Below are 24,185 nucleotides of genomic sequence, written 5' to 3'. Positions count from 1 at the left end.
CGTTTCTTAAGTACAAACTAACGGAAAAACCGCGTGTTAGACAAGATTCGTAGTCAACTAGTTAAAAACGCAGCACAAATTTTGCGATCTCCAGTCCATTTTCTGCCGAACAAAATTCAGAATCGTGCCTTGCTTGAAGGACTAAAAACCGTTTTTAAAGAAGCACTTGAGGATGGTGACTTCGAATTTCTTGAAGACAAGTGGTTGAAAGTTCATATTCGTGATCTAAACCTCAGTTGGTACATTTCCTACAGCGATGAATCACTGATTGTTGCCGATTTTGAGCCACAAGAAGATGTCAGCTTCAGCGGTAATCTCAATGACTTAGTTTTGATCGCTGGTCGTAAAGAAGACCCGGATACGTTATTCTTCCAACGCCGCTTAAGTATCGAAGGCGATACTGAGTTGGGTCTAGAAGTGAAAAACTTGATGGACAGTGTCGATCTTGATGCGCTGCCAAAGCCGATGCTATCTGCACTCATGCACTTAGCTGAATTTGTACATAAAGGGTTGCAACCCGACTCTGAGGTGAAAGAGGTGTCCAATGCTTATTCGAACTGAGGCACCTGCCGACATATTGGCGATTGACCGCCTACTGAAGTCGGTGTTTGAAACCGACGCCGAAGCCAATCTGGTCATGGTGCTGCGTGAAAACAGCCGATTAACGCTCTCTTTGGTTGCGTGCAGTGATGAAGGCGAGGTGATTGGTCATGTACTGTTTACACCAGTATCGATAGATGGCGAAGAGCTGTCTTGGCAAGGGCTTGCACCACTTGCTGTGGCGACGTCACACCAAGGTAAAGGTATCGCGAAAGCTTTGGTTAAAGAGGCATTCGAAACGTTACTCGATTTTGGTTATCCTGCTTGTGTGGTGCTAGGTGACCCGAACTACTACTCGAAATTTGGTTTTACCTCTGCCAGTGAGTTTGGCTTAAAGTGCCAGTGGGAAGTGCCAGAGGGCGCATTCCAAGTGCAGTCATTAACCGAACAGACGATTCCAGAGTTATTGGAAGGCAAAACGGGCACCATTGAGTACAGTCCTGAATTCTTAGAGTTGTAATCGACCTCAGCCTAAGTTTGTCGTTAATCGTAGGCCATACCCTTATGGCCTACATACGTTTTTGGAAGGGCTCGTCGTTTGGCTAACCCTATCTGCTCTGTTACACTTCGCTCAATCGCCTCTGACGGCGCAACATCTTTGCTCAACTCTGAGAACAGGCCAATCTATGCATAACCGCACTACGTTACAGTTGATGGGGATCCAGACCTGGGAATTGACACATCCTGAGCGACTACCGCACAGTGCTCAGGCTCGCTTTTCTTTGCCCGAATCTTGTCAGTTGTTACTTGTCTCGCCGATGAAACCACAAGGTGACAAGGTTGCCTTTTTCGAAAAGATCCTCAAAGCGATGAAGCTTGAACTGTCACAGGCGCTGCATATTACGCCGGACATGCTCAGTCAATTGGATGCAGAGCCGATGCCGGGTTGGATTTGGCTTTGTGGCGTTGAATCGGCGCAACAGCGGCTGGGTCAATGGACAGAACAACATGCCAAGCAGCTCAACCAATCACCACGTACTTTAATCTCGCCACCGCTGGCAGAGATAGAAGGTCAAGATGCCCACAAGCGTCAACTTTGGAATCAAATCCGTGCCAAACAGTAATATTAGCTTCACTCAGATGAGTGAAACACACCTTGATGATGTCATCGCGATTGAGCAGCAAGCCCACAGCCACCCTTGGAAAACGTCGATGCTTACTGAGCTAAATGGACGTGGTGCCCACAATGTGGTGATGCTTGAAGATGATAAAGTGGTGGGCTACTTCTACGCTCAGAATGTGGTAGGGGAAGTTTCATTACTCAACGTTGCAGTGTCGCCGCGTCATCAAGGACAAGGTTATGGCCGTCAGTTGATTCAGCACCTATTGGCCTACTGTGAGTCTTGCCAAGCTGACAGCGCTTGGCTTGAAGTGCGTGAAAGTAATAGCGCCGCAGTGTCGCTTTACCTATCAGAAGGCTTCAACGAAGTAGACAGACGCCGAGACTATTACCCAACTGAGCACGGGCGCGAAGACGCAGTCATCATGTGCTATCACTTCATGTTTTCAGTGTAGTGACGGTCGGACGCCGAGGTAGTTCTATTGTCCATCATATATAAAATGTAGCGATAGAAATGATGTTCATCCTTCTGGTTTGTATATAGGTTACATTACCCAGAGTTACTTCGATTACCCTACCAGTGCTTCATACTTCCCAGCAATTATTGATAATCATGGGATTAAAAACATGAAGCACTTTTCTACTCTTTCTGCAGCAATTCTTGCCGCGCTAGCGTTCAATGCGCAAGCTACTGAAGAGCAAACGAATGATCCTGCTGATGTAACTCGCCCACAAACCTACCTAAAATTCGATTCTGGCGCGAAAGGCAAAGATGGCCTAACTCGCTTGCAATTGAACATGGCAGGTTCGTATAACGAGAACATCGGTTACCTAGGTCAATTTGAAACTGATTTTCAAACCAACCTAGACGGACAAGACGGTAAGTCGAAGGACTTTGGTCTGTCTCGTATCCGTGCACGTTACTTCCAAGTACACGCGACTGGCTCAGAAGTGCTTCCTGAAATTGGTTTCTCGCTTGATTACATCAGCTATGGCTCTAACTGGGTAGCGAAACAAAGCGGCACTGAGCAAACGGCAGCAGTCGGTGCGGTCGCGAAAGTGATCACCCCGTTTGAAAACTGGGTTTCTTACCCAAATGTGGCTTTGATGCGTAACGAGTACGACAACGGTCGTTCAGAGAACGGTTGGCAAGCAAACTGGTTCAACTCGTTCTACCTATCAGAGCAAGGTCACTACGTAACAGTGAACCCACAATATGCTAACTACAACAACGCATTCGGTAAGAACGAGCAGTCGCTTGAGCTTAACTTTGAAGGTGGTGTACCGCTAACATCTGACGGCAGTATTTGGGGTAACCTGACCTACTCAGAGCACTTCTTCAAAGCGGGTGGCGAGTCACGCATGAAACACCTTGATGGCAACCGTGAAGTTCGCATTGGTGCGACTTGGTTCTTCTAACCCGGTAGTCAAAACAGTTCCTCTCAACTCTAAGGCAAGGATGCCTTAGTCTCATACTTCAAAAATCCCTTCATTAATAAAATTCATTTATTTTTCAACTTATTTACTGCCTGTTACTGGATCGTTTCCAGTTACTAACTGCTGTCAAATGCGCTCAATCGTTACACTGGTTCACAGTGAAATTTTAACCCTGTTTAATCAATGAGGACGCAGAACAATGTCTATGCCTTTTCAGCTCACAGACAAAGTCGTGGTGTTAATTGGTGGTACTTCGGGTATCGGTGAAGCGATAGCCAAACGTCTAATCAATGCTGGCGCCAAACTGATGATTGCTGGCATCAATGCCAATGAACCAGAATTGCAAACCCTAGAGGCACACTATGTCTATGCCGACGTCACCGATGAGTTTTCATTAAGTGAGTTGATGGCGATTGCGTTTGAACGTTTTGGGCAAATTGATGTACTGGTGAACTGTGCGGGCTCGACCAATGGTTACAGCACCATTATGGAATCCAAAAAGTCCGAATATAACGCCAACTTTGAAGTCAACGCGCTGGGTACTGCACTCACCATTAAACATGCGGTGCCATACATGCCAAAGGGCAGCAGCATTATTAATATCGCTTCTGTGGCGGGTACTCAAGGGGTGCCATATCTTGGCGCGCTTGCCAGCTCTAAATGGGCGGTGTTAGGCATTACCCAAACCGCGGCACTTGAGCTTGGCACTAAGCAAATTCGCGTCAATGCCGTGTGCCCAACCTCTGTTGATACCCCGCGCGCTTACGCGTCAGGCGGTGAGCCTCAGCTTCGAATGGAAAAACGTGCAGTACCACTTGGGCGCATTGCGAAGCCAGAGGAAGTCGCGGCGGTGGTGCACTTTTTAGCGTCAGAAGACAGCAGTTTTGTGAATGGTCAGTCGATTGGTGTCGACGGCGGATTTAGCGCAGGCATGAGTATCGATGCTTACAACCAGCTTGCGCAGTAGGAGAGTAGAATGAACAAGTTAAGTCTAATTATTGGTGCCTGTTTGATGATGCTAAGCTCGATGAGCTTTGGTTACTACTGTGATCAAGAAGCCGAAGGTGCTGTCGTTGGTGCAGTCGATGGTGCGGTTACAGGTGCGATTGTTGGCGGCATTGTTGATGGCAGTGATGGTGCAAAAACGGGAGCCTTAATCGGCGGCGGCGCTGGCGCGGTTGGCGGTGCAATTGATGGCGCGTATTATGAAGCTGAGTGCGAAGTAGCCACCGATGTGATCATTGAAGATGAGTACATCGCAGAAGAATACTTGGCCGAAGAGTATATCGAAGAAGAGTACATTGCCGAAGAAGTGGTGGCAGAAGAGATCATTGAAGAAGAGTACATCGCGGAAGAGATAGTCGAGGAGCAAATCGAAGAGGACTATCTTGAAGAGGCGTATGAAGATGATATCTACGATTACTAGCTCGCACTGACTGTCAACCTAATGAACCGTAAACTAAAAAGAGAGCCGTTTGGCTCTCTTTTGCTATCTACTATTTGCTTCCTTTGGATTACAAACGAGCAAGCCCTTCAAGCAGCTTGTTCTTAATCGCGGGGCTGGAGATAAACGCACCTAGGTAGCGCTCTTCATTGCCCTCAAAGTCAGGACGGATTTGTAGCATCTCTTTGTAGCTGGCTTGAGCTTGTTTGAACTCGCCTTTGTACACTTGAATCACAGCTTTCAGCATCGGTACCCAGAATAGGCGGCGTAGCGACAGCTTACTGATGGATTTTTCCGCGCCGTCAAAGTCGTCTTGCATGATTTTGTACACCACAGAAACCAATGAAAACCACGGCGGGCGGAATGGGTTGAGCGCTTTGGAGTTTTCTAGAAGCTCAAGGCCGCGTTCAAACTCTCCCGCCATGCACAATGCCCAGCCACATAGGCCAATTTGATAGGCGGCATTCGGGTTGATAGCGAGTACTTTATCAACGGTTTCGATAATGCCGCTCACATCGTCTTTTAGCTGATACGCCATCAGCATCGCCATTTGTGCTTCTTGGTTGCTTGGTTCAAGCTCCACGGCACGACGAGCGTGATTCAGACCGGTTTCTACTGCATTGTCTACCTGTCCCATACCGAGCATTTCGGCATCGAAATAGAGCACGGCCAGCATGGCATGTAGCAGGGCAATATCCGGTTCGTTTTGCACCGCGCTTAGTAGTGCCTGCATCGCTTGCAGGTGGGTATCTTCGGTCAGTGTCATGAGGTAATGACGATAGCGCAAGGTTGCTTCGTACGTCGACAGATGCTCAATCTTTTTCTGATTGCAGCTGGCGTAGATCTCACGGTGGATAATGCCAAAGCTTGAAGCAAGCTCAGCGACGATTTCGGCGATGATGTCATCTTGCACAGAGAACAAATCGTCGGTGGCTAAATCGCAGGTGTACTTCTCAGCCCAGACTTGCTCACCGCTGTCAGTGCGATAAAGCTTAGCGTAAATGCGTACCTTGTTGCCAAGGGCTTGCATAGTGCCTGAGGTGATAAAAGAGACATTGAGTTTTTCGCCCAGACCTTTTACGTCAGCAGAGGTGCGAGGGTCGATATTGGTGTCACCCAGCGCGTGCATCGATACCACTTTAAGCATGTCAAAACGGGCTAGCTCAGTGGCAAGCTCTTCACCAAAACCTTCGGCGAAGAAGCGCTTCTCGGCATCATCGGAGAGCGACAAAAACGGCAGTACAGTCAGAGTTGGGTTGAGTGCCTTATTGGTGTCACCCACCATTTGGGCTAGTGTAGTTGATTGACGTGCCGCTTGAGGGATCTGCGGGGTAAAAATCGGGCTATAACGACCTTTAGGGATCGATAGCACCAACGGGTCGTTTACCCCTTCCGTTAGGTAATAGGTTTCAAGTGTGCGGCGAACACGCCCCGCTTGAATACGTACAATTGGGTCAGCTTGGTGATCAAAGTCGGCATCACGATCAAACACTTCGGTCGCGATGGTGAACTGTTTGAGTCGATCTCCATTGCCCGCCAAAGTCTGTTCGACGACGAAAGAGAGTAACTGCTTCATCTTCGGGCTTTGGTCGAACGCTTTACTGGAAAGAATACGATTAAGTTGATCCTTCACACGGGTTTGATTTTCTTCGATTCGAATATCTAATGGAGCTTGTTCTGACACCGTTTCTGACTCTCTTTTTGTAGGATCTGCGTATTTTGCCACTTTAGGACATTGAAAAATAGTAACGAGTTCACTTCTTGATGAAAAACTAGATATCACTCGCTACTCATACCAATATAAAGGTATGCATGCCGTTAAAATAATAACCTAAACCATGGACTTATCACTACTAACTATAGACGAGCTAAATGCTTACAGCGAGCGGATAGGCTGACATTTTTACTAAAAAATGCCGCTAACTCAGTGGCTTTTGTTACCTAAACGTGATTATTATGTAACTATCAATACTCAGTGATATTGTGCGTTTTGCGTGCAAGGAGAGGTCATGGAAAAGACGAATAGTAAGATATTTCTGGCAGCTATTTCAGCCTTATGTGTTTCTACAAATGTAGGGGCGATGCAGCAATTCATTGACCCCAAAGACGGTATGTTCGATGCCAGTCAATGGGTGTTGGACAATGCTATTGGTTTTATGCCGGTACCTATCATCATCACTGATCCTGCGGTCGGCGTCGGTGGTGGTGCTGCAATGTTGTTTTTCCATGAGTCTGAAAAGCGCAAGCAGCTTCGTAAAGAAAACCCTGATGAAGTCGTTGGATTGCCACCTAGCGTGACAGCGGTCGCTGCCGCGGGAACCGAAAATGGCTCTTGGCTCACAGGAGCGTTTCACTTTGGCTCTTGGCAGGAAGATGCGTGGCGTTACCAAGGCGGTCTATTTTACGGCTCGTTCAACTTAAAGTATTACCAAGGCGATGTGCCGTTCGATTTCAACATCGATGGTCTCTACTTTATGCAAGATATCGATTATCGGATTGCCGGCAGCAATTGGTTTGTCGGTGCGAAATACTCACTTCTTTCTTCTAAAAGTACATTTGATATAGGCAATGCCATTCCGGGTATCCCACCGATCGATTTCGATCTTGAAGACGCTGGTGTCGAATTAAAAGTGACTTACGATAGCCGCGATACGATCTTTACCCCTAATGATGGCCTAAAAGCGAAATTCAGTACGGATTTTCACAATACAGCCTTTGGCGGCGATGTGGATTACCAAAAAGCGCGAGCTCAGGTGAATTACTTTGCGCCAGTGCGAGAGGATCTCATCATCGGTGTGCGTGGCGACTATCAAACGGTGAGCGACGATGCGCCATACTATGCACGTCCTTTTATCAATATGCGTGGTATTGCCGCGATGCGCTACCAAGGCCAAGACATGGCCTTGGCTGAGCTTGAAGCTCGCTATGATGTGACGCCACGTTGGTCGATTGTTGGGTTTACAGGAACGGGTAAAGCAGTTGAGGATGGTCAGAGTTTTTCTGATGCGGAGTATCAAAGCGTTGTCGGTGGTGGTTTTCGCTATTTAGTTGCGCGCCAACTGAATATGAGGGTGGGTGTCGACGCAGCTAAAGGGCCAGAAGAGTGGGCGTACTATATTACCGTCGGCCATGCTTGGCAGTTATGATCAAAAAAGTGGGCTGGAAGGCTCCAGCCCCAAAATCATCGTGACGATGATTCTTGCGGCGCAGCAGTTAACTTCAGAGACAAAGCCTCCCATATCAATCAGCTGTCCGGAGATAAGACGGCCTGAGGGAAACTAGTGATTGAGAATCAAAGCTAGATCGGTGAAAATAGCGCCCATTATTTTTTCGACGCCTTCGAGTAGTGGTTGAGCCAATGCCTTCAAACGCTATTCTACAAATCAAGAAGATCGAGATTCATGTCAAATCCTCAATTTTTGCAACAAGTTTCTAAGCGTAGAACGTTTGCGATCATCTCTCACCCGGATGCGGGTAAAACCACCATTACTGAAAAAGTACTGTTATTCGGAAACGCGATTCAGAAAGCAGGTACAGTAAAAGGCCGTGGCAGTGCACAGCACGCGAAGTCGGACTGGATGGAAATGGAAAAAGAGCGTGGTATCTCGGTAACAACTTCCGTGATGCAGTTTCCATACAACGACTGCTTGGTAAACCTTCTCGATACCCCAGGACACGAAGACTTCTCGGAAGATACTTATCGTACACTAACGGCGGTAGACTCTTGCTTGATGGTTATCGACGCTGCGAAAGGTGTCGAGGATCGTACTCGTAAACTGATGGAAGTTACCCGTCTTCGCGATACGCCTATCGTTACCTTCATGAACAAACTCGACCGTGACGTTCGTGACCCAATGGAAGTATTGGACGAAGTAGAAAGCGAACTTGGCATGATGTGTGCGCCAATCTCTTGGCCAATTGGTTGTGGTAAAGAGTTTAAAGGTGTTTATCACATCCACCGTGACGAAACGATTCTTTACGAATCTGGCCACGGTCACGAAATCCAAGAAGTACGCATCATCAAAGGTCTTGATAACCCAGATCTTGATGAAGCCGTAGGTGCTGATCTCGCAGAGAGCGTGCGCGAAGAGCTTGAGCTAGTAATGGGCGCATGCCCTGAGTTTGACCTAGAGTCATTCTTAAAAGGCGAACTGACGCCAGTTTACTTCGGTACTGCTCTTGGTAACTTCGGTGTTGACCACATGCTAGATGGTCTGACTAAGTGGGCTCCAGCGCCACAAACACGTCAAGCAAATGAGCGTGACGTTGAAGCAACAGAAGACAAGTTCTCTGGTTTCGTATTTAAGATCCAAGCAAACATGGATCCTAAGCACCGCGACCGTATCGCCTTCATGCGTATCGTATCAGGTACCTACAAGCAAGGTATGAAGATGAACCACGTTCGCACTGGTAAAAACGTCAGCATCTCTGACGCAGTAACCTTTATGGCGGGCGACCGTGCGCGAGCAGAAAATGCTTATGCTGGTGATATCATTGGTCTTCACAACCACGGTACTATCCAGATTGGTGATACCTTCACTCAAGGTGAATCACTGAAGTTCTCTGGCATTCCAAATTTCGCACCGGAGCTATTCCGCCGTATTCGCCTAAAAGATCCATTGAAGCAGAAGCAGCTACTGAAAGGTCTGGTTCAGCTATCTGAAGAGGGTGCAGTACAGGTATTCCGTCCACTACAGAACAACGACCTGATCGTTGGCGCGGTTGGTGTGCTTCAGTTTGACGTGGTTGTTGCGCGTCTAAAATCTGAGTACAACGTTGAAGCGATCTACGAGAGCGTGAACGTTGCGACAGCACGCTGGATTGAGTGTGATGACGATAAGAAGCTCGAAGAGTTCAAGCGTAAGAACCAAACCAACCTAGCGTTGGATGGTGGCAACAACCTAAGCTATGTTGCACCGACTATGGTGAACTTGAACCTAGCGCAAGAGCGTTTCCCAGATGTTAAGTTCCGTGCGACGCGTGAGCACTAATGCTGGTTGATTGAATGGGAAAGCCGCTCGGGAGAGCGGCTTTTTTTGTTTGGCGAGTGGGGGGAGTTAAGAGCCTACCCCTCCTAGCCTCCCCTTATAAAGGGGAGGAACTACTGGCTCGCTAACGCGTCGCCTGACTATAGTTGTTCAGCGATGCGACGATAGGAGCGAGCCCGAGGTTCTCCCCCTTAATAAGGGGGAGTTAGAGGGGGTAAACGCGAAGCGTTAGCAGCGCTCTACTCACGCTCCTTAGTATAAGGCACCCCAATCGCCTTAGGCGCCACCGCCTTACCAATAAACCCAGCCAACAAGAACACCGTCAACACATACGGAATCGCTTCAATCGCTTGTACAGGAACTGGGAAATCACCAATCGATACACCCTGCATACGAATCGCTAATGCGTCTAAGAAGCCAAACAGCAAACACGCAGCCATTGCCGTAAACGGTCGCCATTTACCAAAGATAAGCGCCGCCAGAGCCATATAGCCCTTACCTGCACTCATGTTAGGAATGAACTGCGCCGTTTGTGCTACAGACAAATAAACGCCACCGATACCCACCAGTACGCCACAAATAGCGACCGCAGCATAACGCATACGAACCACTGAGATACCCGCGGTATCAACGGCTGATGGTGACTCGCCTACCGCGCGCAGACGAAGTCCAAAGCGCGTCTTAAATAGCAGGTACCAGCAAGCTGGGACGATGAACACCACCATGTAAACCAGAATCGAGTGACCACTGATAAGCTCTGAGTAAAGCAGACCAAGCACAGGCACATCCGCAACCGCATCAGCACCCGGGAAGGTGATAGGCGCAAATCGTGCGTCGCCAGATAGTGCTGGTGTTTGACCACCTTGTTGGAACCAGTGACGACCAAGGGTAATGGTGAGACCGGCAGCGAGGATGTTGATTGCCATACCACTGACCACTTGATCTCCGCGGTGGGTGATCGAAGCAAAGCCGTGGAGCAGGGCAAGTAACACAGATACGCCAATGCCTGCAAACAGACCAAGCCAAGCCGAGCCAGTAATATGTGCCATAGCTGCACCAGCAAACGCCGACGCGAGCAACTTGCCTTCTAGAGCGATGTTAACGATACCCGAGCGTTCACAAAACATACCGGCAAGTGAGGCAAGGATAAGCGGGGTTGCCACACGCATTGTGGCATCAAGCATGAGAATAATCGTTTCAAACATAATCAAGCGACTCCTTTCTCTGCTTGTTGTTCAGCTTGTTTTTTGCCGAACAGTTTGAGGTAGGTTCTCTCTAGAGAAGGACGGAACATGTGCTCCAGTGCGCCAGAGAATAGGATCACCAAACCTTGCAGTACCACAACGATGTTTCGGTCAACACCGTACTCAAAGCTCAGCTCCGCACCGCCTTGGTATAAGAAGCCGAACAGCAAGCTTGCCAGCAGTACACCTACCGGGTGGTTACGACCCATAAGTGCGACAGCGATACCGGTAAAGCCAAAGCCTTCAACGAAGTTCAGCTTGATTTGGTGCAGTTCACCTTGAAGTACGTTGAGGCCAAAGAAGCCTGCCAACATGCCAGAGATAAGCATGGTTAAGATGATGATTTTCACATACTTGATGCCTGCGTAATCAGCAGCTGATGGGTTAGAGCCCACAGAGCGGATTTCGTAACCCCAGCGTGAGTGCCACATCAGTAGCCACACAAACACACAGCATAAAAGAGCAAAGATAAAGCTCAGGTTCATTGGGCTTGGTGCCATCTCAATCCCAACGACCGCGAGGATCTCATGCATCTTTGGTAGCCAACTTGAAACTGCAAAGACACGGCTTTCTGTTGCCATTGTCGTTTCTGGCTTGAGGATATCGACCAACAAATACGCCATCAGCGATGAGGCAATAAAGTTAAACATGATGGTGGTGATCACGATGTGTGAGCCGCGTTTGGCTTGTAAGTAAGCAGGGATAAATGCCCAAGCTGCGCCAAATAAGCCGCCGACAACAATCGCTACCGGAAACACAATATACCAAGGGGCATATTCGCCTAAGGTGAGACAGATAAGACCGACACCGAGGCCACCAATGTAAGCTTGACCTTCACCACCGATGTTAAACAGACCCGCGTGAAACGCGACGGCAACAGCAAGTCCGGTAAAAATAAAGCCTGTGGCGTAATACATGGTGTAGCCAAAGCCTTCGGCGTAGCCAAAGGCACCCGTCCACATCACTTTTGCGGCATCAATCGGATTGATGTCGATATACATAAACAGCAGGGCAGACACTAGGAACGCCACCAACACGTTAATCGCTGGTAGCAGAGCCACGGTTACCCAAGCTGGAACTTTTGCTTGGCTCATGCACTTTCTCCTTGTGGCTGATCGGCGGCTGCCGATTTAAGGTGGTCAGGCATGATGTTTGCCATCATAAGACCTAAGGTTTTCTCATCGGCATCTTTAATCGAAACTTCGCCGACAATCGCGCCATCGAACACGACCAGAATTCGGTCAGAAAGGCTTAAGATTTCATCAAGCTCTACCGAGACTAAAAGTACTGCCTTATCGGCATCACGCGCTGCAATGATTTGCTGGTGGATGTATTCAATGGCGCCGATATCAACCCCACGGGTTGGCTGTCCGACCAAAAGCACATCCGGGTTTTGCTCCATTTCACGGGCAATCACCAGTTTTTGCTGGTTACCACCGGAGAAGTTAGCGGTTTTCAGAGTGGTGTCGTTAGGACGCACATCCCACTTATCCATGCTCGCCTGACAGCTCTCTTTGATGGCCTGCTTGTCTTGCAAAAGACCTTTGTTGTATTGCGGCAGGTGATGGTAGCCAAGGATATAGGCTTCCTGCGCTTCGAACTTGTTGATAAGCCCTTGTTTGTGGCGATCCTCTGGAATATGCCCCACACCAATCGCGCGAACTTGCTGCGGATCGAGCATGGTGTGCTTATCAATGTGGCTGCCGTTGATGTCAATGCTCCCAGAATAAGGCTGGAGGATGCCGGAAAGCAGGGCGAGTATTTCTGATTGCCCGTTGCCAGAAACACCAGCGATACCGACGACTTCGCCTTGACGCACTCCGAAGCTCACGCTTTTCACGCGCTCGACGCCTGCGTCATCGAAGTACTGTAAGTTGTCGACTTTGATCAGCTCTTTCTTTGGAGTGGCTTCTGACTTATCGACTTTGAGGCGAACTTTGCGTCCCACCATCAGCTCAGCCAGTTGCTCTTTATTGGTGTCGGCGGTAACAACATGCTCTACCATCGCCCCTTGGCGCATAACGGAGATGTTATCGGTGATCGCCAATACTTCACGCAGCTTGTGCGTGATGATCATAATAGTGGTGCCTTGCTGACGCAGTTTGTCGAGGATCTTAAATAAGTGATCCGCTTCTTGAGGAGTAAGCACGCCGGTTGGCTCATCGAGGATCAAGATCTTTGCTCCGCGATAGAGCGCTTTTAAGATTTCCACTCGCTGCTGAAGACCTACCGGAAGCTCGCCAACAATGGCGTCTAAAGGGACTTCCAAACCATAATCTTCGGCCAGTGCTTTGAGTTTCTTCTTAGCCTTGCCAAGACTCTCTTGTAGCTTCCATCCATCTTCAGCGCCGAGAACAATGTTCTCGAGTACGGTAAAAGTTTCCACCAACATAAAGTGTTGGTGCACCATGCCGATGCCTGCCTTGATGGCTTCTTGAGAGTTCGCTGGCTTGTAACGTTCGCCATTGACGGTCATCTCGCCTGCATCTGCGTGGTAAAAACCGTAAATAATACTCATAAGAGTGGACTTGCCTGCACCATTTTCACCAATGATGCCGTGAATCGTGCCTTGCGGAACTTTGAGATCGATAGTTTTGTTGGCGTGCACCGCGCCAAATCGCTTATCGATCTGCTTGAGTTCGATGGCAATAGGTTGTCCATGTGTCACTAGATACTGCCTTATAATTATACGCCGCTGCTTGAGGGCAACGGCGTTGTTATGGTTGCCTAGGTTATTGATAAAAATACCAATCCTAGACCTTCATTCTGAATGAGAAGTCGTTAGATGTTACATGTGTTGTCAGACATGTAGTCGTGAACGGCGATTTTGCCTGATACGATGTCAGCTTTAAGACCGTCTAGGTAAGTCTTCATTTCTGGTGTGATCAGATCTTTGTTGTAGTCATCGTATGCCCACTCAACCGCACCTTCTTTAAGACCTAGTACCTTGATGCCAGCTTCCCAATTGCCTTGCTCTGCATCTTCCCATGTGTTGTAAGCGGCAACGCCTACTTTCTTAACCATTGAAGTCAGCATAGTGCCTGGTTGTAGGTGGTTTTGGTTTGAGTCAACACCGATAGCGAAGTTGCCCGCATCTTTCGCTGCTTGGTAAACACCCATACCTGTGCCGCCAGCTGCTGCGTAAATAACGTCAGCGCCTTTAGAGAACTGTGATTTCGCAAGCTCAGAGCCTTTTGCTGGGTCAGCAAATGCTGCTGGCGTAGAGCCAGTCATGTTTTGGAAGGTTTCGATTTGTGGGTTTGCGTATTTCGCACCTTGGCGGTAGCCACACTCGAACTTACGAATCAATGGGATATCCATACCACCAACGAAGCCTACTTTATCTGTCTTAGACGCTTTAGCGGCAAGCGCACCCACTAGGAATGAACCTTCGTGCTCTTTAAAGACGATAGATTGAACGTTTGGCTTGTCGACTACCATATCGATGATAGTGAATTGAATGTCTGGGAATTCAGTCGCGACTTTTTCAACAGCAGATGCCATGTTAAAGCCGACCGCCACGATTGGAGTGAAACCACGGCTTGCTAGACGGCGTAGGCCTTGCTCGCGCTGTGCTTCATTCTGTGGTTCAAATTCACGTACTTTGATGCCTTTGTCTGCATTGAAAACTTTAACACCGTTTTGGAATACAGCTTCGTTAAACGATTTGTCGAATTTACCGGCTGTATCGTAAACCACTGCTGGTTTTGCTGCGAATGCACCAAAAGAAGTTACTGCCACTGCAAGTGCAGACATTTTTAGAATAGTTTTTTTCACGATCAATTCCCTTATAGTGTCGAATGATGGGGCATCATTGACGTTTCGATAGGCTAGGCGATGTCCAAATTACTCGTGCCTAGAAAGTAGTCGTTTGTAAATATATGAACAGTCATGCTGATAGCAAACCGTTCAGTTTACAAACAATGTGCGACATTTTATCGTTTGCGTGTGCAAAAAAAACGCCTTGCATGGCAGCATTGAGGTGTAAGTCACAACTTAGTGACAAAACACTAACTATTACAGCTATTCTTTGTATATCGAAGCGCAACATCTTGTTATTGCAATCGATTACAATGTTTTTAGATGAAGGAGCGGAGCATCATGTTGAAGTTGTTCAAGAGATGGCTTGCTAGATATGATCAATGGTGTGAGTCACTTGGTTTAACACCAGAAAATAGGCGCAGTTGTGTGCCATACAAGAAAGAGCCGCAAGACGATGATAGATAGTCACTGTCATTTAGATTTACTTGCACAGCAAAAAGATTTGCAGCAAGTGCTCAGCGATGCGAAACAGCAAGGGGTCGAGAAAATCATTGTCCCTGCTATTAATGAAAGTAACTGGGCAGCCGTTCAAATACTTAGTGAGCAGAATGAAGACATCTATTACGCACTCGGCTTTCATCCACAGTTTCTCGATGGGTTGAGTGAACACAGTCTGGATAATTTGGCCTCAAGGGTTGTCTCTTCAGTGCCTGAAAAGTGTGTCGCTATTGGTGAATGCGGTCTGGATTTCTACCATGGCCGGGAAAATGAAACGCTGCAAAAACAGTATCTCAACGCTCAGATTGATATTGCTAACCAGAGCCAATTGCCGATTTTACTCCATTGTCGAAAAGCGCATCAGGATTTGGTGGCGTTATTAAAACGCAATCCTCCTAAATATAGTGGTGTGGTTCATGGATTTAGCGGTAGCGTTCAACAGGCAATGGATTTCATCAAATTGGGGTTAAAAATCGGTGTTGGCGGTGTGATCACGTATCCAAGAGCGAAGAAAACACGCGCTACTATCGCCGCGATTCCGTTGGAAAGTTTGTTAATAGAAACGGATGCCCCTGATATGCCATTAAGTGGTTATCAAGGGCTTCCTAACGAACCCAAAATGGTAAACATGGTGCTAACGTCTTTAATTGAGCTGCGAAATGAATCTGGGCAAACGGTTGCCTCACAGTTATCAAATAATGGCAAATTGACGTTTAGATTTTGTGACTAAAAATGCGTTAATTTGTGAATTAGAAATCGTTTGCACTTGCTTTTTGTGATCTAGGTCGCAAACTTTAGTGTATCCCCCATGTGTTCAGGACGAAAGTGTGAGGGGGGTACTACTTTCTTTTCTGTGGGTTTGTATAATCGCCCCCGCTTTTGAGCTTCAAATTTTGTTACACGCCAAATTATTAATTATAAGGAAGTCATAAACTATGAGCCTGTTTATGAGCCTGGTTGGTATGGTCGCACTTATTGCAATCGCAGTACTGCTTTCTGACAACCGCAAAGCTATTAATATCAGAACCGTGGCTGGCGCATTCGCTATCCAATTTGCACTAGGTGCATTCGTTCTTTACGTTCCATGGGGACAAGAAGTACTACGCAGCTTCTCTGACGCTGTATCTAACGTTATCAACTACGGTAATGACGGTACGTCATTCCTATTTGGTGGCCTAGTATCAGGTAAAATGTTTGAAGTATTCGGCGGCGGCGGTTTCATCTTCGCTTTCCGTGTACTACCTACACTAATCTTCTTCTCTGCGCTTATTTCTGTACTTTACTACCTAGGTGTTATGCAGTGGGTTATCAAGATTCTTGGTGGCGGCCTGCAAAAAGCACTAGGTACTTCTCGTGCGGAATCTATGTCAGCAGCAGCTAACATTTTCGTAGGTCAAACAGAAGCACCTCTAGTGGTACGTCCTTTCGTACCTAAGATGACGCAATCTGAACTATTCGCAGTAATGTGTGGTGGTCTAGCTTCTATCGCTGGTGGTGTACTAGCAGGTTACGCATCAATGGGTGTGCCAATCGAGTACCTAGTTGCAGCATCATTCATGGCAGCACCAGGTGGTCTTCTGTTTGCTAAAATCATCAAGCCAGAAACTGAAGAGCCAGTTGATCAGCTACATGACATGAGTGCAGAAGGCGAAGACAAGCCAGCTAACGTTATCGACGCAGCAGCGGGCGGTGCATCAGCAGGTCTTCAACTAGCACTTAACGTAGGTGCAATGCTAATCGCATTCATCGGCCTTATCGCACTAGTTAACGGTATGCTTGGTGGCATCGGTGGCTGGGTTGGTATGCCTGAACTACGTCTAGAAATGATTCTAGGTTGGTTGTTCTCGCCACTAGCATTCCTACTAGGTGTGCCATGGTCTGAAGCGACTATCGCGGGTGAGTTCATCGGTATGAAGACCGTTGCGAACGAATTCGTAGCATACTCTCAGTTTGCCCCTTACCTAAGCGAAGCAGCGCCAGTTGTTCTTTCTGAGAAAACTAAGGCAATCATCTCATTCGCTCTATGTGGTTTTGCGAACCTATCTTCTATCGCAATCCTACTAGGTGGTCTGGGTAGCCTTGCGCCTAAGCGTCGCGGTGATATCGCTCGCATGGGTGTGAAAGCAGTAATCGCTGGTACGCTATCTAACCTGATGGCTGCAACGATTGCAGGCTTCTGTCTAACTCTAGCTGGCATGTAATTGCTCGCGTTAGGTTAAACAGTATATAGACGCCATTATAAATCGCCCCGTAGCAAGAGATTGCTGCGGGGCTTTTTTGGTTTTTGGGGACCAGAAAACCTCAATAGTCCTTTTGGGATAAGGGATGAATGATGGACAACGGAACTTTTTTGAGATACAAACCGTTTGCGTTTTAATCAGTACTACCGTTTTAGATATCGCTCCTATACTGTATAGGCTACTCAGTAACTCGTGATGTTTTTTCTTTATTGCAGACTCATGGGTTATACAGCCAGAGCCAGTTCTCACCCAGATAGGAATCAGGTGATCTTAACGAGCAGGTACTGTGCGGTGACAAGGATAGCAATTGGTAAGGCAGTGAGTTTGCCCTACCGAGTCTTCAAGGAACCAAGTCCGTTCATTTATTGCTGACGTGTTTGTCAGATAATTAATTGAATATATTGACCGGAGATAGAAATGAGCGATTTAAAATCAGCAGCTCTACGTGCACTTAAACTTATGGATCTAACCACGCTAAATGACGACGACACAAACGAAAAAGTGATCGCACTGTGTCACGACGCGAAAACCGCTGTGGGTAACACAGCAGCGATCTGTATTTACCCTCGCTTTATTCCTATTGCTAAGAAAACCCTTCGCGAACAAGGTACGCCAGAAGTACGTATCGCGACGGTAACGAACTTCCCACACGGCAACGATGACATCGAAATTGCTGTAGCAGAAACCAAAGCAGCAGTTGCTTACGGCGCAGACGAAGTAGACGTAGTATTCCCATACCGCGCACTTATCGCTGGCAACGAAGAAGTGGGTTTTGAGCTAGTGAAACAGTGTAAAGAAGCGTGTGGCGACATTCTTCTGAAAGTGATCATCGAAACCGGCGAGCTAAAAGAAGAAGCTCTGATCAAGAAAGCATCAGAAATCTGTATCAAAGCAGGCGCTGACTTCATCAAAACCTCAACAGGTAAAGTGCCAGTTAACGCAACGCCAGAATATGCTCGTATGATGCTAGAAGTTATCCGCGATATGGGCGTAGCAAAGACAGTTGGTTTCAAACCTGCTGGCGGCGTACGTACTGCAGAAGATGCAGCAGCGTACCTAGCAATGGCAGACGACATCTTAGGCGCAGACTGGGCAGACAACATGCACTACCGCTTTGGTGCATCAAGCCTACTGACCAACCTACTGAATACATTAGAAGTAACTGACGAGACGGCGGATCCTAGCGCTTACTAAGTTACTTTGCGGGAGTGTAGGTCGTTGGTTCTGCGCTTTCACCCCCTCTAGCTCCCCCTTATTAAGGGGGAGAACCACTGCTCGTTACTGACGTAACGTTGCACTTTTTTATAAGGCGATGCGAAAGCGAGCCAGTGGTTCCTCCCCTTAATAAGGGGAGGCTAGGAGGGGTAAAATCCACCACTCCCAAATCCCGCAACTTCTACCCTACACTTATTCTGTACTTCAGCACTTCGCTGTGGAGGCTCTAATGTATTTACCACAAGAAATTATTCGTAAAAAACGCGACGGTCATGAACTGAGCGCGGAAGAGATCAACTTCTTCATTCAAGGCGTTGCGAAAGACACGGTATCAGAAGGTCAAATTGCAGCATTTGCGATGACCATCTTCTTCAATGAAATGACCATGCCAGAGCGTATTGCACTGACTTGCGCCATGCGTGACTCTGGCATGGTTATCGACTGGAGCCATATGAATTTTGGCGGGCCGATTGTCGATAAGCATTCAACCGGTGGTGTTGGTGATGTGACGTCGCTAATGCTTGGCCCAATGATTGCCGCTTGCGGTGGCTTTGTCCCTATGATTTCTGGTCGTGGCCTTGGCCACACAGGTGGTACGCTGGATAAACTGGAATCTATTCCGGGTTACAACATTACGCCGACCAATGATGTGTTTGGTGAAGTGACCAAAGATGCTGGTGTTGCGATTATTGGTCAGACTGGCGATCTTGCGCCAGCAGACAAGCGTGTTTACGCAACTCGTGATATCACCGCAACAGTGGATAATATTTCGCTTATCACAGCGTCAATCTTGTCGAAGAAGCTAGCCGCAGGCCTAGAATCTCTGGTTATGGATGTCAAAGTGGGCTCGGGCGCTTTCATGCCAACCTATGAAGCATCGGAAGAGCTGGCGAATTCTATTGTTGCTGTTGCTAATGGTGCGGGTACTAAGACGACGGCTATCCTGACCGATATGAACCAGGTACTCGCATCGTCTGCGGGTAATGCTGTTGAAGTGCGGGAAGCAGTGCAGTTCCTAACGGGTGAATACTGTAACCCACGCTTGTACGCAGTGACCATGGCGCTATGTAGTGAGATGTTGGTACTGGCTAAGCTTGCAGAAGATACAGAGCAAGCAGAAGCTTTGCTTAACGAGGTACTCGATAACGGCAAGGCGGCTGAGTGTTTTGGCAAAATGGTGAAAGGTCTTGGTGGCCCAGCTGATTTTGTTGAAAACTACGACAACTACCTAGAAAAAGCAGAAATCATTAAGCCGGTGTTTGCAGATGCCGAAGGCATTGTTTCTGCTATGGATACGCGCGCAATCGGCATGGCAGTAGTAGGTATGGGCGGTGGTCGCCGCGTAGCTACTGATGCTATCGATTACGCGGTCGGTTTCGACCAATTCATTAGGCTTGGCGAAACGGCAAACCAAGACAAGCCACTCGCGATGATTCATGCTCGCAGTGAAGCTCAGTGGCAAGAGGCGGCAAGTGCGCTGAAAGCGGCGATTACTGTCTCAGATGAACCTTATACAGAAACGCCTTGTGTATACCGCCATATTCGTGCGGAAGACCTAGCATAAGGACGGAGAGAAAGTTATGAAACGTGCATTTATTTTAGTGTTAGATTCTTTTGGCATTGGCGCTACCGCGGATGCGGACAAATTTGGTGATGTCGGCTCGGACACAATGGGTCACATTGCAGAGCAGTGTGCGAAAGGTCTGGCTGACAACGATCAGCGCAGCGGCGAATTGAAGCTTCCAAATCTTTCTAAACTAGGCTTAGCGATGGCTCATAAAGAGTCAACCGGTAAGCTTGCTCTTGGTCTTCGCGACGACGTTGAGATCATCGGTGCTTACGGTCACGCGGCTGAGCTATCTTCTGGTAAAGATACTCCGTCAGGTCACTGGGAAATTGCCGGTGTTCCAGTTCTGTTTGACTGGGGCTACTTCACTGACAAGCAAAACAGCTTCCCGAAAGAGCTGACTGACCGCATTCTTGATCGCGCGGGCCTTGATGGCTTCCTAGGTAACTGTCACGCATCAGGCACGCAAGTGCTGGATGACCTAGGTGAAGAGCATATGAAGACAGGGCAACCTATCTTCTACACCTCTGCAGACTCGGTATTCCAAATCGCGTGTCATGAAGAGACTTTCGGTCTTGACCGCCTACTAGATCTTTGCCAAATTGCCCGAGAAGAGCTAGAGGATTACAACATTGGCCGCGTGATTGCGCGCCCATTTATCGGTGCGGGTAAAGGCCAATTTGAGCGCACGGGTAACCGTCGCGACCTGTCTGTTGAGCCGCCAGCGCCAACAGTGCTGACTAAGCTTGTTGAAGAGAAGCAGGGCGAAGTGGTCTCTATCGGTAAGATTGCCGATATCTACGCCAACTGCGGTATCACTCAAAAAGTGAAAGCAACCGGTATTCCTGCGCTTTTCGAAGCGACGAAAGAGCAAATCCAAAAAGCAGGTGATAACACCATCGTTTTCACTAACTTTGTCGACTTTGATTCCGCATACGGCCACCGCCGTGATGTGGCAGGTTATGCTGCAGCGCTTGAGTACTTTGACTCACGCATCCATGAAGTCATTGAACTGATGCAAGAAGACGATGTGCTGATTCTAACAGCGGACCACGGCTGCGATCCAACATGGCAGGGTACTGATCATACTCGTGAGCATATCCCGGTTATTGTCTACGGCCAAAAAGTACCAGCAGGTTCTTTGGGTCTTCGTGACAGCTTTGCTGATATTGGTCAAAGCCTTGCAAGCTACTTTGGTACATCCTCAATGGATTACGGGAAGAACTTCCTATAATTAACAGCGGCTGAGTACCTTAGGTGCTTAGCCGTATCTTGCTCCAACCCTAAAATTTACACGAACAACATAAAGGAAAAAATAATGGCAACTCCTCACATTAATGCGGAAATGGGTGATTTTGCTGACGTAGTATTGATGCCGGGTGACCCACTACGTGCAAAATACATCGCGGATACCTTCTTAGATGACGCTGTACAAGTGTGTGATGTTCGTAATATGTACGGTTACACAGGCACTTACAAAGGTCGTCGTATCTCAGTAATGGGCCACGGCATGGGTATCCCTTCGTGCTCAATCTACGTGACTGAACTTATCAAAGACTTTGGTGTGAAAAAAATCATCCGTGTGGGCAGCTGTGGTGCGGTAAGCGAAGACATTAAAGTACGCGACGTTGTTATCGGCATGGGCGCATGTACTGACTCGAAAGTGAACCGTATTCGCTTCAAGAACCATGACTTTGCAGCAATCGCTGACTACAAAATGGTGAAAAACGCGGAAGAAGCAGCAAAAGCACGTGGTATCGACGTAAAAGTGGGTAACCTGTTCTCAGCAGAGCTGTTCTACACGCCAGATCCAGAAATGTTCGACGTGATGGACAAATACGGCATTGTTGGTGTGGAAATGGAAGCGGCAGGCATCTACGGTGTTGCTGCAGAATATGGCGCGAAAGCTCTGGCTATCTGTACCGTTTCAGACCACATTAAAACGGGTGAGCAAACCACATCTGATGAGCGTGCAACGACGTTCAACGAAATGATGGAAATTGCACTGGATTCCGTTCTTCTGGGTGACGCTGAGTAATTTAGTGTTCCTTCTGAATAGAAAAAGCCTCGCGAATGCGAGGCTTTTTTAGTTTTGACTACTATTTTGTTAAGGCTGCTTGAGCAATAGGTTTTCGCCTTTATTCTTTGGCTGCTTGCGAAGCAGCACCATCAGCAATAGTCCACATAAGAAACTCATTAAGATCATCATGTACATAAAGCGATCACTCTTGCGGTAGTGATGATCAGAGATAGCGGTCACTTTACCTGTCTCAAAGGTAATGCGCACGAAGCCAATAATGGTGTTGTCGTTGATGATCGGTTCGACGAGCTGCTGACGGCCGATACTCGCAGTAGACAGCGGGGTATCGAGTCCCAACACGTCACGAACCGTCTTTGCTGCATCACTGGCTGCAACTTTGACCCCTTCCGAATCATAGACGGTCGCATCAAGTACTAGGCGCTCGCTAGCAAGTTGGTTGGTCAAGGCTCCAAGTCGCTCTTGATCTTGGTCGATCAGCATCTGTCTTGCCGATTGCGAGGCCTGAGAAATCAGAACTTTGGAGAGAACTTCGAGCTGATTGGCTTGAATACGCTCGTTGCCTTTACTGATCAGCACACTATTGGTGGTGATAAAAAACACCATGGCACCAATCAGACAAAGCGCGACTAAGCGTAAAAAGTTTCTAAACGAAAACAGTGAACCATCCATAAAAGTGCAAAAGTACTAAGAAATGACGAATTGGTTCATATTGATGCTTGCACAACTAAATTGCAATAGGTAACGTTTTGGGAGCACATTTAAAGGAAGGATTAGCCATGGATGCTATTAAGCCGCTTGCAATCAGTAAGCGTATTCCACTTAAACAACGATTCCCAGAGACGCTTCTCGCTCATTCTTTAGAGCGACGTACAGCAACATGGATTGTGTACGCACAGTACCTGTCGACAGACATGTTCAACGATTTGGACTTTTACATTGGAGAAACCACTCGCATTTTAGATATTTGGCAAGTCGGTCGTTATGAGGTTGCGCTAATGGAGGGCAACTTAACTGCTGAGCATAGCCAAATATTGGATGAATTGAATGTCGATTACGCACGCTTGTGCGACGTACCTGATCTCAACAAGCCAGGCGTTATTGTGCTGGATATGGATTCTACCGCGATTCAAATCGAGTGTATTGACGAGATCGCGATACTTGCTGGCGTTGGTGAGCAAGTCTCTGAGGTGACAGAGCGCGCGATGCAGGGTGAGTTGGACTTTGAGCAAAGCTTACGTCAACGTGTCGCCGCGCTAAAAGGCGCCGATGAGTCAATTTTGGCCGAGGTTCGTGAGTCACTGCCATTGATGCCAGAGCTTCAAGAGATGATCAAAACGCTGCAAAGCTATGGCTGGAAGACGGCAATTGCCTCTGGTGGTTTTACTTACTTTTCGGATCATCTCAAAGAGATGTTGAACTTGGATTTTGCCCAGTCTAATACACTAGCAATCAAAGAAGGCAAGCTATTAGGTGAAGTCGTGGGTGATGTGGTATCGGCTCAAACCAAAGCGGACATCTTGCTAGATCTCGCCGAAGAGTATGATGTTGAAGCACATAACACTATCGCCGTAGGGGATGGTGCCAATGACTTAGTAATGATGGGCGCAGCAGGACTTGGCATCGCTTATCATGCGAAACCAAAAGTGGAAGCGCAGGCTCAGGTAGCGATCAGGCACGCAGGTTTAGGCGGGATTGTTTGTATTCTTTCGGGGCTGCTGGCAAGGCAGAAAAAAATCGGTTGGTAAGCTTGAGCTTATCCAGTAAAGCTTATAAAAACGGCCCTAGCAGGGGTAATGCTTGTAAGTTAAGAAGCTAACACCTTTTAGAAGGCCTAGTCGCATAGCGACTGGGCCTTCTTTTTACCGCTCTTGGATAGCTCCTATCTCGCCTTTCTGGCAACGTAAAACTCTCAGCCATATCTAGGATATAGTTCATCACCTCCGGGATTCTTCCAGGTGCGACGGCAGGAAGGAGTTGTAACTGTCCTATTAAGAACAACGAAGCTTGTTTAAAGCCTATCTGGTAAGGCATTACCTTGTTTTGGTCGTAGGCCATTTGGCACATTAAGAACCGAAGTAAGTTATATAGG

23 protein-coding genes and 1 pseudogene are annotated in these 24,185 nt (G+C 47.7%); 17 read left to right on the top strand and 7 right to left on the bottom strand.

Annotation, left to right across the window (positions count from 1 at the left end):
• Positions 1 to 33: 33 nt before the first annotated feature.
• The 7 genes from ubiT (at position 34) to L4C42_RS06080 (ending at position 4,523) form a co-directional block, all read left to right on the top strand.
• Positions 34 to 561, top strand: a complete 528-nt coding sequence (ubiT, locus tag L4C42_RS06110; protein ID WP_353496973.1) for a ubiquinone anaerobic biosynthesis accessory factor UbiT — start codon at positions 34 to 36, stop codon at positions 559 to 561.
• Complete coding sequence (locus tag L4C42_RS06105; RefSeq protein WP_353496972.1) at positions 545 to 1,060, top strand: GNAT family N-acetyltransferase; 516 nt, start codon at positions 545 to 547, stop codon at positions 1,058 to 1,060. Before ubiT ends, L4C42_RS06105 begins: the two co-directional genes overlap by 17 nt.
• Before the next feature lie 166 nt (positions 1,061 to 1,226).
• Positions 1,227 to 1,664 carry a DNA polymerase III subunit psi gene (locus L4C42_RS06100; RefSeq protein WP_353496971.1) on the top strand — a complete coding sequence of 146 codons (438 nt, stop codon included), beginning with the start codon at positions 1,227 to 1,229 and terminating at the stop codon, positions 1,662 to 1,664.
• A gap of 16 nt (positions 1,665 to 1,680) precedes the next feature.
• Positions 1,681 to 2,115 carry a ribosomal protein S18-alanine N-acetyltransferase gene (rimI, locus tag L4C42_RS06095; protein WP_353498728.1) on the top strand — a complete coding sequence of 145 codons (435 nt, stop codon included), beginning with the start codon at positions 1,681 to 1,683 and terminating at the stop codon, positions 2,113 to 2,115.
• Positions 2,116 to 2,287: 172 nt separating this feature from the next.
• Positions 2,288 to 3,079 (top strand): hypothetical protein, encoded by a 792-nt coding sequence (locus L4C42_RS06090; RefSeq protein WP_353496970.1) that lies wholly within the window; start codon positions 2,288 to 2,290, stop codon positions 3,077 to 3,079.
• A 217-nt stretch (positions 3,080 to 3,296) separates the two neighbouring features.
• Entirely contained in the window at positions 3,297 to 4,064 is a 768-nt protein-coding gene (locus L4C42_RS06085; RefSeq protein WP_353496969.1) for an SDR family NAD(P)-dependent oxidoreductase, read from the top strand.
• A gap of 9 nt (positions 4,065 to 4,073) precedes the next feature.
• Complete coding sequence (locus tag L4C42_RS06080) at positions 4,074 to 4,523, top strand: YMGG-like glycine zipper-containing protein (RefSeq protein ID WP_353496968.1); 450 nt, start codon at positions 4,074 to 4,076, stop codon at positions 4,521 to 4,523.
• A gap of 88 nt (positions 4,524 to 4,611) precedes the next feature.
• Here the strand turns inward: L4C42_RS06080 and L4C42_RS06075 are convergent, their stop codons facing one another.
• Positions 4,612 to 6,225, bottom strand: a complete 1,614-nt coding sequence (locus tag L4C42_RS06075) for a transmembrane adenylate cyclase (RefSeq protein WP_353496967.1) — start codon at positions 6,223 to 6,225, stop codon at positions 4,612 to 4,614.
• A gap of 325 nt (positions 6,226 to 6,550) precedes the next feature.
• Here L4C42_RS06075 and L4C42_RS06070 point away from each other — a divergent pair, with 325 nt between their 5' ends.
• Together L4C42_RS06070 and prfC are read left to right on the top strand one after the other, a co-directional pair.
• Positions 6,551 to 7,687 (top strand): BamA/TamA family outer membrane protein, encoded by a 1,137-nt coding sequence (locus L4C42_RS06070; RefSeq protein WP_353496965.1) that lies wholly within the window; start codon positions 6,551 to 6,553, stop codon positions 7,685 to 7,687.
• Positions 7,688 to 7,942: 255 nt separating this feature from the next.
• Positions 7,943 to 9,532, top strand: coding sequence for a peptide chain release factor 3 (gene prfC, locus L4C42_RS06065; protein ID WP_353496964.1), 1,590 nt, complete (start codon positions 7,943 to 7,945; stop codon positions 9,530 to 9,532).
• Between the two features lie 236 nt (positions 9,533 to 9,768).
• Here the strand turns inward: prfC and L4C42_RS06060 are convergent, their stop codons facing one another.
• The 4 genes from L4C42_RS06060 to L4C42_RS06045 form a co-directional block, all read right to left on the bottom strand.
• The gene (locus L4C42_RS06060; protein ID WP_418641981.1) at positions 9,769 to 10,734 is read right to left on the bottom strand and encodes an ABC transporter permease; all 966 of its coding nucleotides are present in this window, start codon (positions 10,732 to 10,734) and stop codon (positions 9,769 to 9,771) included.
• A 2-nt stretch (positions 10,735 to 10,736) separates the two neighbouring features.
• Positions 10,737 to 11,867 (bottom strand): ABC transporter permease, encoded by a 1,131-nt coding sequence (locus L4C42_RS06055; protein WP_353496962.1) that lies wholly within the window; start codon positions 11,865 to 11,867, stop codon positions 10,737 to 10,739.
• Complete coding sequence (locus tag L4C42_RS06050; RefSeq protein ID WP_353496961.1) at positions 11,864 to 13,441, bottom strand: ABC transporter ATP-binding protein; 1,578 nt, start codon at positions 13,439 to 13,441, stop codon at positions 11,864 to 11,866. The genes L4C42_RS06055 and L4C42_RS06050 overlap by 4 nt, the downstream gene beginning before the upstream one ends.
• Before the next feature lie 113 nt (positions 13,442 to 13,554).
• On the bottom strand, positions 13,555 to 14,550 hold the full coding sequence (locus L4C42_RS06045; RefSeq protein WP_353496960.1) for a BMP family lipoprotein: 996 nt from the start codon (positions 14,548 to 14,550) through the stop codon (positions 13,555 to 13,557).
• A 306-nt stretch (positions 14,551 to 14,856) separates the two neighbouring features.
• Between L4C42_RS06045 and L4C42_RS06040 the strand changes: the two genes are divergently transcribed.
• The 7 genes from L4C42_RS06040 (at position 14,857) to deoD (ending at position 22,093) form a co-directional block, all read left to right on the top strand.
• Positions 14,857 to 15,000, top strand: coding sequence for a DUF5363 family protein (locus L4C42_RS06040; protein ID WP_489686898.1), 144 nt, complete (start codon positions 14,857 to 14,859; stop codon positions 14,998 to 15,000).
• Entirely contained in the window at positions 14,990 to 15,763 is a 774-nt protein-coding gene (locus L4C42_RS06035) for a TatD family hydrolase (RefSeq protein WP_353496958.1), read from the top strand. Before L4C42_RS06040 ends, L4C42_RS06035 begins: the two co-directional genes overlap by 11 nt.
• Before the next feature lie 205 nt (positions 15,764 to 15,968).
• Positions 15,969 to 17,234: a NupC/NupG family nucleoside CNT transporter gene (locus tag L4C42_RS06030; RefSeq protein WP_353496957.1), complete on the top strand. Its 1,266-nt coding sequence runs from the start codon at positions 15,969 to 15,971 to the stop codon at positions 17,232 to 17,234.
• Between the two features lie 456 nt (positions 17,235 to 17,690).
• Positions 17,691 to 18,467, top strand: a complete 777-nt coding sequence (gene deoC, locus L4C42_RS06025) for a deoxyribose-phosphate aldolase (RefSeq protein WP_353496956.1) — start codon at positions 17,691 to 17,693, stop codon at positions 18,465 to 18,467.
• 250 nt (positions 18,468 to 18,717) lie between these two features.
• Positions 18,718 to 20,052, top strand: a complete 1,335-nt coding sequence (gene deoA, locus L4C42_RS06020; RefSeq protein ID WP_429759798.1) for a thymidine phosphorylase — start codon at positions 18,718 to 18,720, stop codon at positions 20,050 to 20,052.
• A gap of 16 nt (positions 20,053 to 20,068) precedes the next feature.
• Positions 20,069 to 21,289 carry a phosphopentomutase gene (locus tag L4C42_RS06015; protein WP_418641983.1) on the top strand — a complete coding sequence of 407 codons (1,221 nt, stop codon included), beginning with the start codon at positions 20,069 to 20,071 and terminating at the stop codon, positions 21,287 to 21,289.
• Positions 21,290 to 21,373: 84 nt separating this feature from the next.
• Positions 21,374 to 22,093: a purine-nucleoside phosphorylase gene (gene deoD / locus L4C42_RS06010; RefSeq protein ID WP_353496953.1), complete on the top strand. Its 720-nt coding sequence runs from the start codon at positions 21,374 to 21,376 to the stop codon at positions 22,091 to 22,093.
• Between the two features lie 69 nt (positions 22,094 to 22,162).
• Here the strand turns inward: deoD and L4C42_RS06005 are convergent, their stop codons facing one another.
• Positions 22,163 to 22,765 (bottom strand): YtjB family periplasmic protein, encoded by a 603-nt coding sequence (locus L4C42_RS06005; protein ID WP_353496952.1) that lies wholly within the window; start codon positions 22,763 to 22,765, stop codon positions 22,163 to 22,165.
• Positions 22,766 to 22,872: 107 nt separating this feature from the next.
• Between L4C42_RS06005 and serB the strand changes: the two genes are divergently transcribed.
• The gene (gene serB, locus L4C42_RS06000) at positions 22,873 to 23,841 is read left to right on the top strand and encodes a phosphoserine phosphatase (protein WP_418641984.1); all 969 of its coding nucleotides are present in this window, start codon (positions 22,873 to 22,875) and stop codon (positions 23,839 to 23,841) included.
• A 67-nt stretch (positions 23,842 to 23,908) separates the two neighbouring features.
• On the opposite strand, the pseudogene L4C42_RS05995 reads toward serB, so the two are convergent.
• Positions 23,909 to 24,185: pseudogene (locus tag L4C42_RS05995) on the bottom strand (IS4 family transposase); the annotation flags it as partial.

The organism is Vibrio wakamikoensis (assembly GCF_050337275.1).
In the GTDB taxonomy this organism is placed as follows: Bacteria; Pseudomonadota; Gammaproteobacteria; order Enterobacterales; family Vibrionaceae; genus Vibrio; species Vibrio chaetopteri.
This window is presented reverse-complemented; position numbering and strand designations above follow the sequence as displayed.

Bases quoted from the DNA above. Each gene is read 5' to 3' on its own strand.
- L4C42_RS06105 (WP_353496972.1), top strand. From the start codon at position 545: ATGCTTATTCGAACTGAGGCACCTGCCGACATATTGGCGATTGACCGC.
- L4C42_RS06100 (WP_353496971.1), top strand. From the start codon at position 1,227: ATGCATAACCGCACTACGTTACAGTTGATGGGGATCCAGACCTGGGAA.
- rimI (WP_353498728.1), top strand. From the start codon at position 1,681: ATGAGTGAAACACACCTTGATGATGTCATCGCGATTGAGCAGCAAGCC.
- L4C42_RS06090 (WP_353496970.1), top strand. From the start codon at position 2,288: ATGAAGCACTTTTCTACTCTTTCTGCAGCAATTCTTGCCGCGCTAGCG.
- L4C42_RS06085 (WP_353496969.1), top strand. From the start codon at position 3,297: ATGTCTATGCCTTTTCAGCTCACAGACAAAGTCGTGGTGTTAATTGGT.
- L4C42_RS06080 (WP_353496968.1), top strand. From the start codon at position 4,074: ATGAACAAGTTAAGTCTAATTATTGGTGCCTGTTTGATGATGCTAAGC.
- L4C42_RS06070 (WP_353496965.1), top strand. From the start codon at position 6,551: ATGGAAAAGACGAATAGTAAGATATTTCTGGCAGCTATTTCAGCCTTA.
- prfC (WP_353496964.1), top strand. From the start codon at position 7,943: ATGTCAAATCCTCAATTTTTGCAACAAGTTTCTAAGCGTAGAACGTTT.
- L4C42_RS06060 (WP_418641981.1), bottom strand. From the start codon at position 10,734: ATGTTTGAAACGATTATTCTCATGCTTGATGCCACAATGCGTGTGGCA.
- L4C42_RS06055 (WP_353496962.1), bottom strand. From the start codon at position 11,867: ATGAGCCAAGCAAAAGTTCCAGCTTGGGTAACCGTGGCTCTGCTACCA.
- L4C42_RS06040 (WP_489686898.1), top strand. From the start codon at position 14,857: ATGAAGGAGCGGAGCATCATGTTGAAGTTGTTCAAGAGATGGCTTGCT.
- L4C42_RS06035 (WP_353496958.1), top strand. From the start codon at position 14,990: ATGATAGATAGTCACTGTCATTTAGATTTACTTGCACAGCAAAAAGAT.
- L4C42_RS06030 (WP_353496957.1), top strand. From the start codon at position 15,969: ATGAGCCTGTTTATGAGCCTGGTTGGTATGGTCGCACTTATTGCAATC.
- deoC (WP_353496956.1), top strand. From the start codon at position 17,691: ATGAGCGATTTAAAATCAGCAGCTCTACGTGCACTTAAACTTATGGAT.
- deoA (WP_429759798.1), top strand. From the start codon at position 18,718: ATGTATTTACCACAAGAAATTATTCGTAAAAAACGCGACGGTCATGAA.
- L4C42_RS06015 (WP_418641983.1), top strand. From the start codon at position 20,069: ATGAAACGTGCATTTATTTTAGTGTTAGATTCTTTTGGCATTGGCGCT.
- deoD (WP_353496953.1), top strand. From the start codon at position 21,374: ATGGCAACTCCTCACATTAATGCGGAAATGGGTGATTTTGCTGACGTA.
- L4C42_RS06005 (WP_353496952.1), bottom strand. From the start codon at position 22,765: ATGGATGGTTCACTGTTTTCGTTTAGAAACTTTTTACGCTTAGTCGCG.
- serB (WP_418641984.1), top strand. From the start codon at position 22,873: ATGGATGCTATTAAGCCGCTTGCAATCAGTAAGCGTATTCCACTTAAA.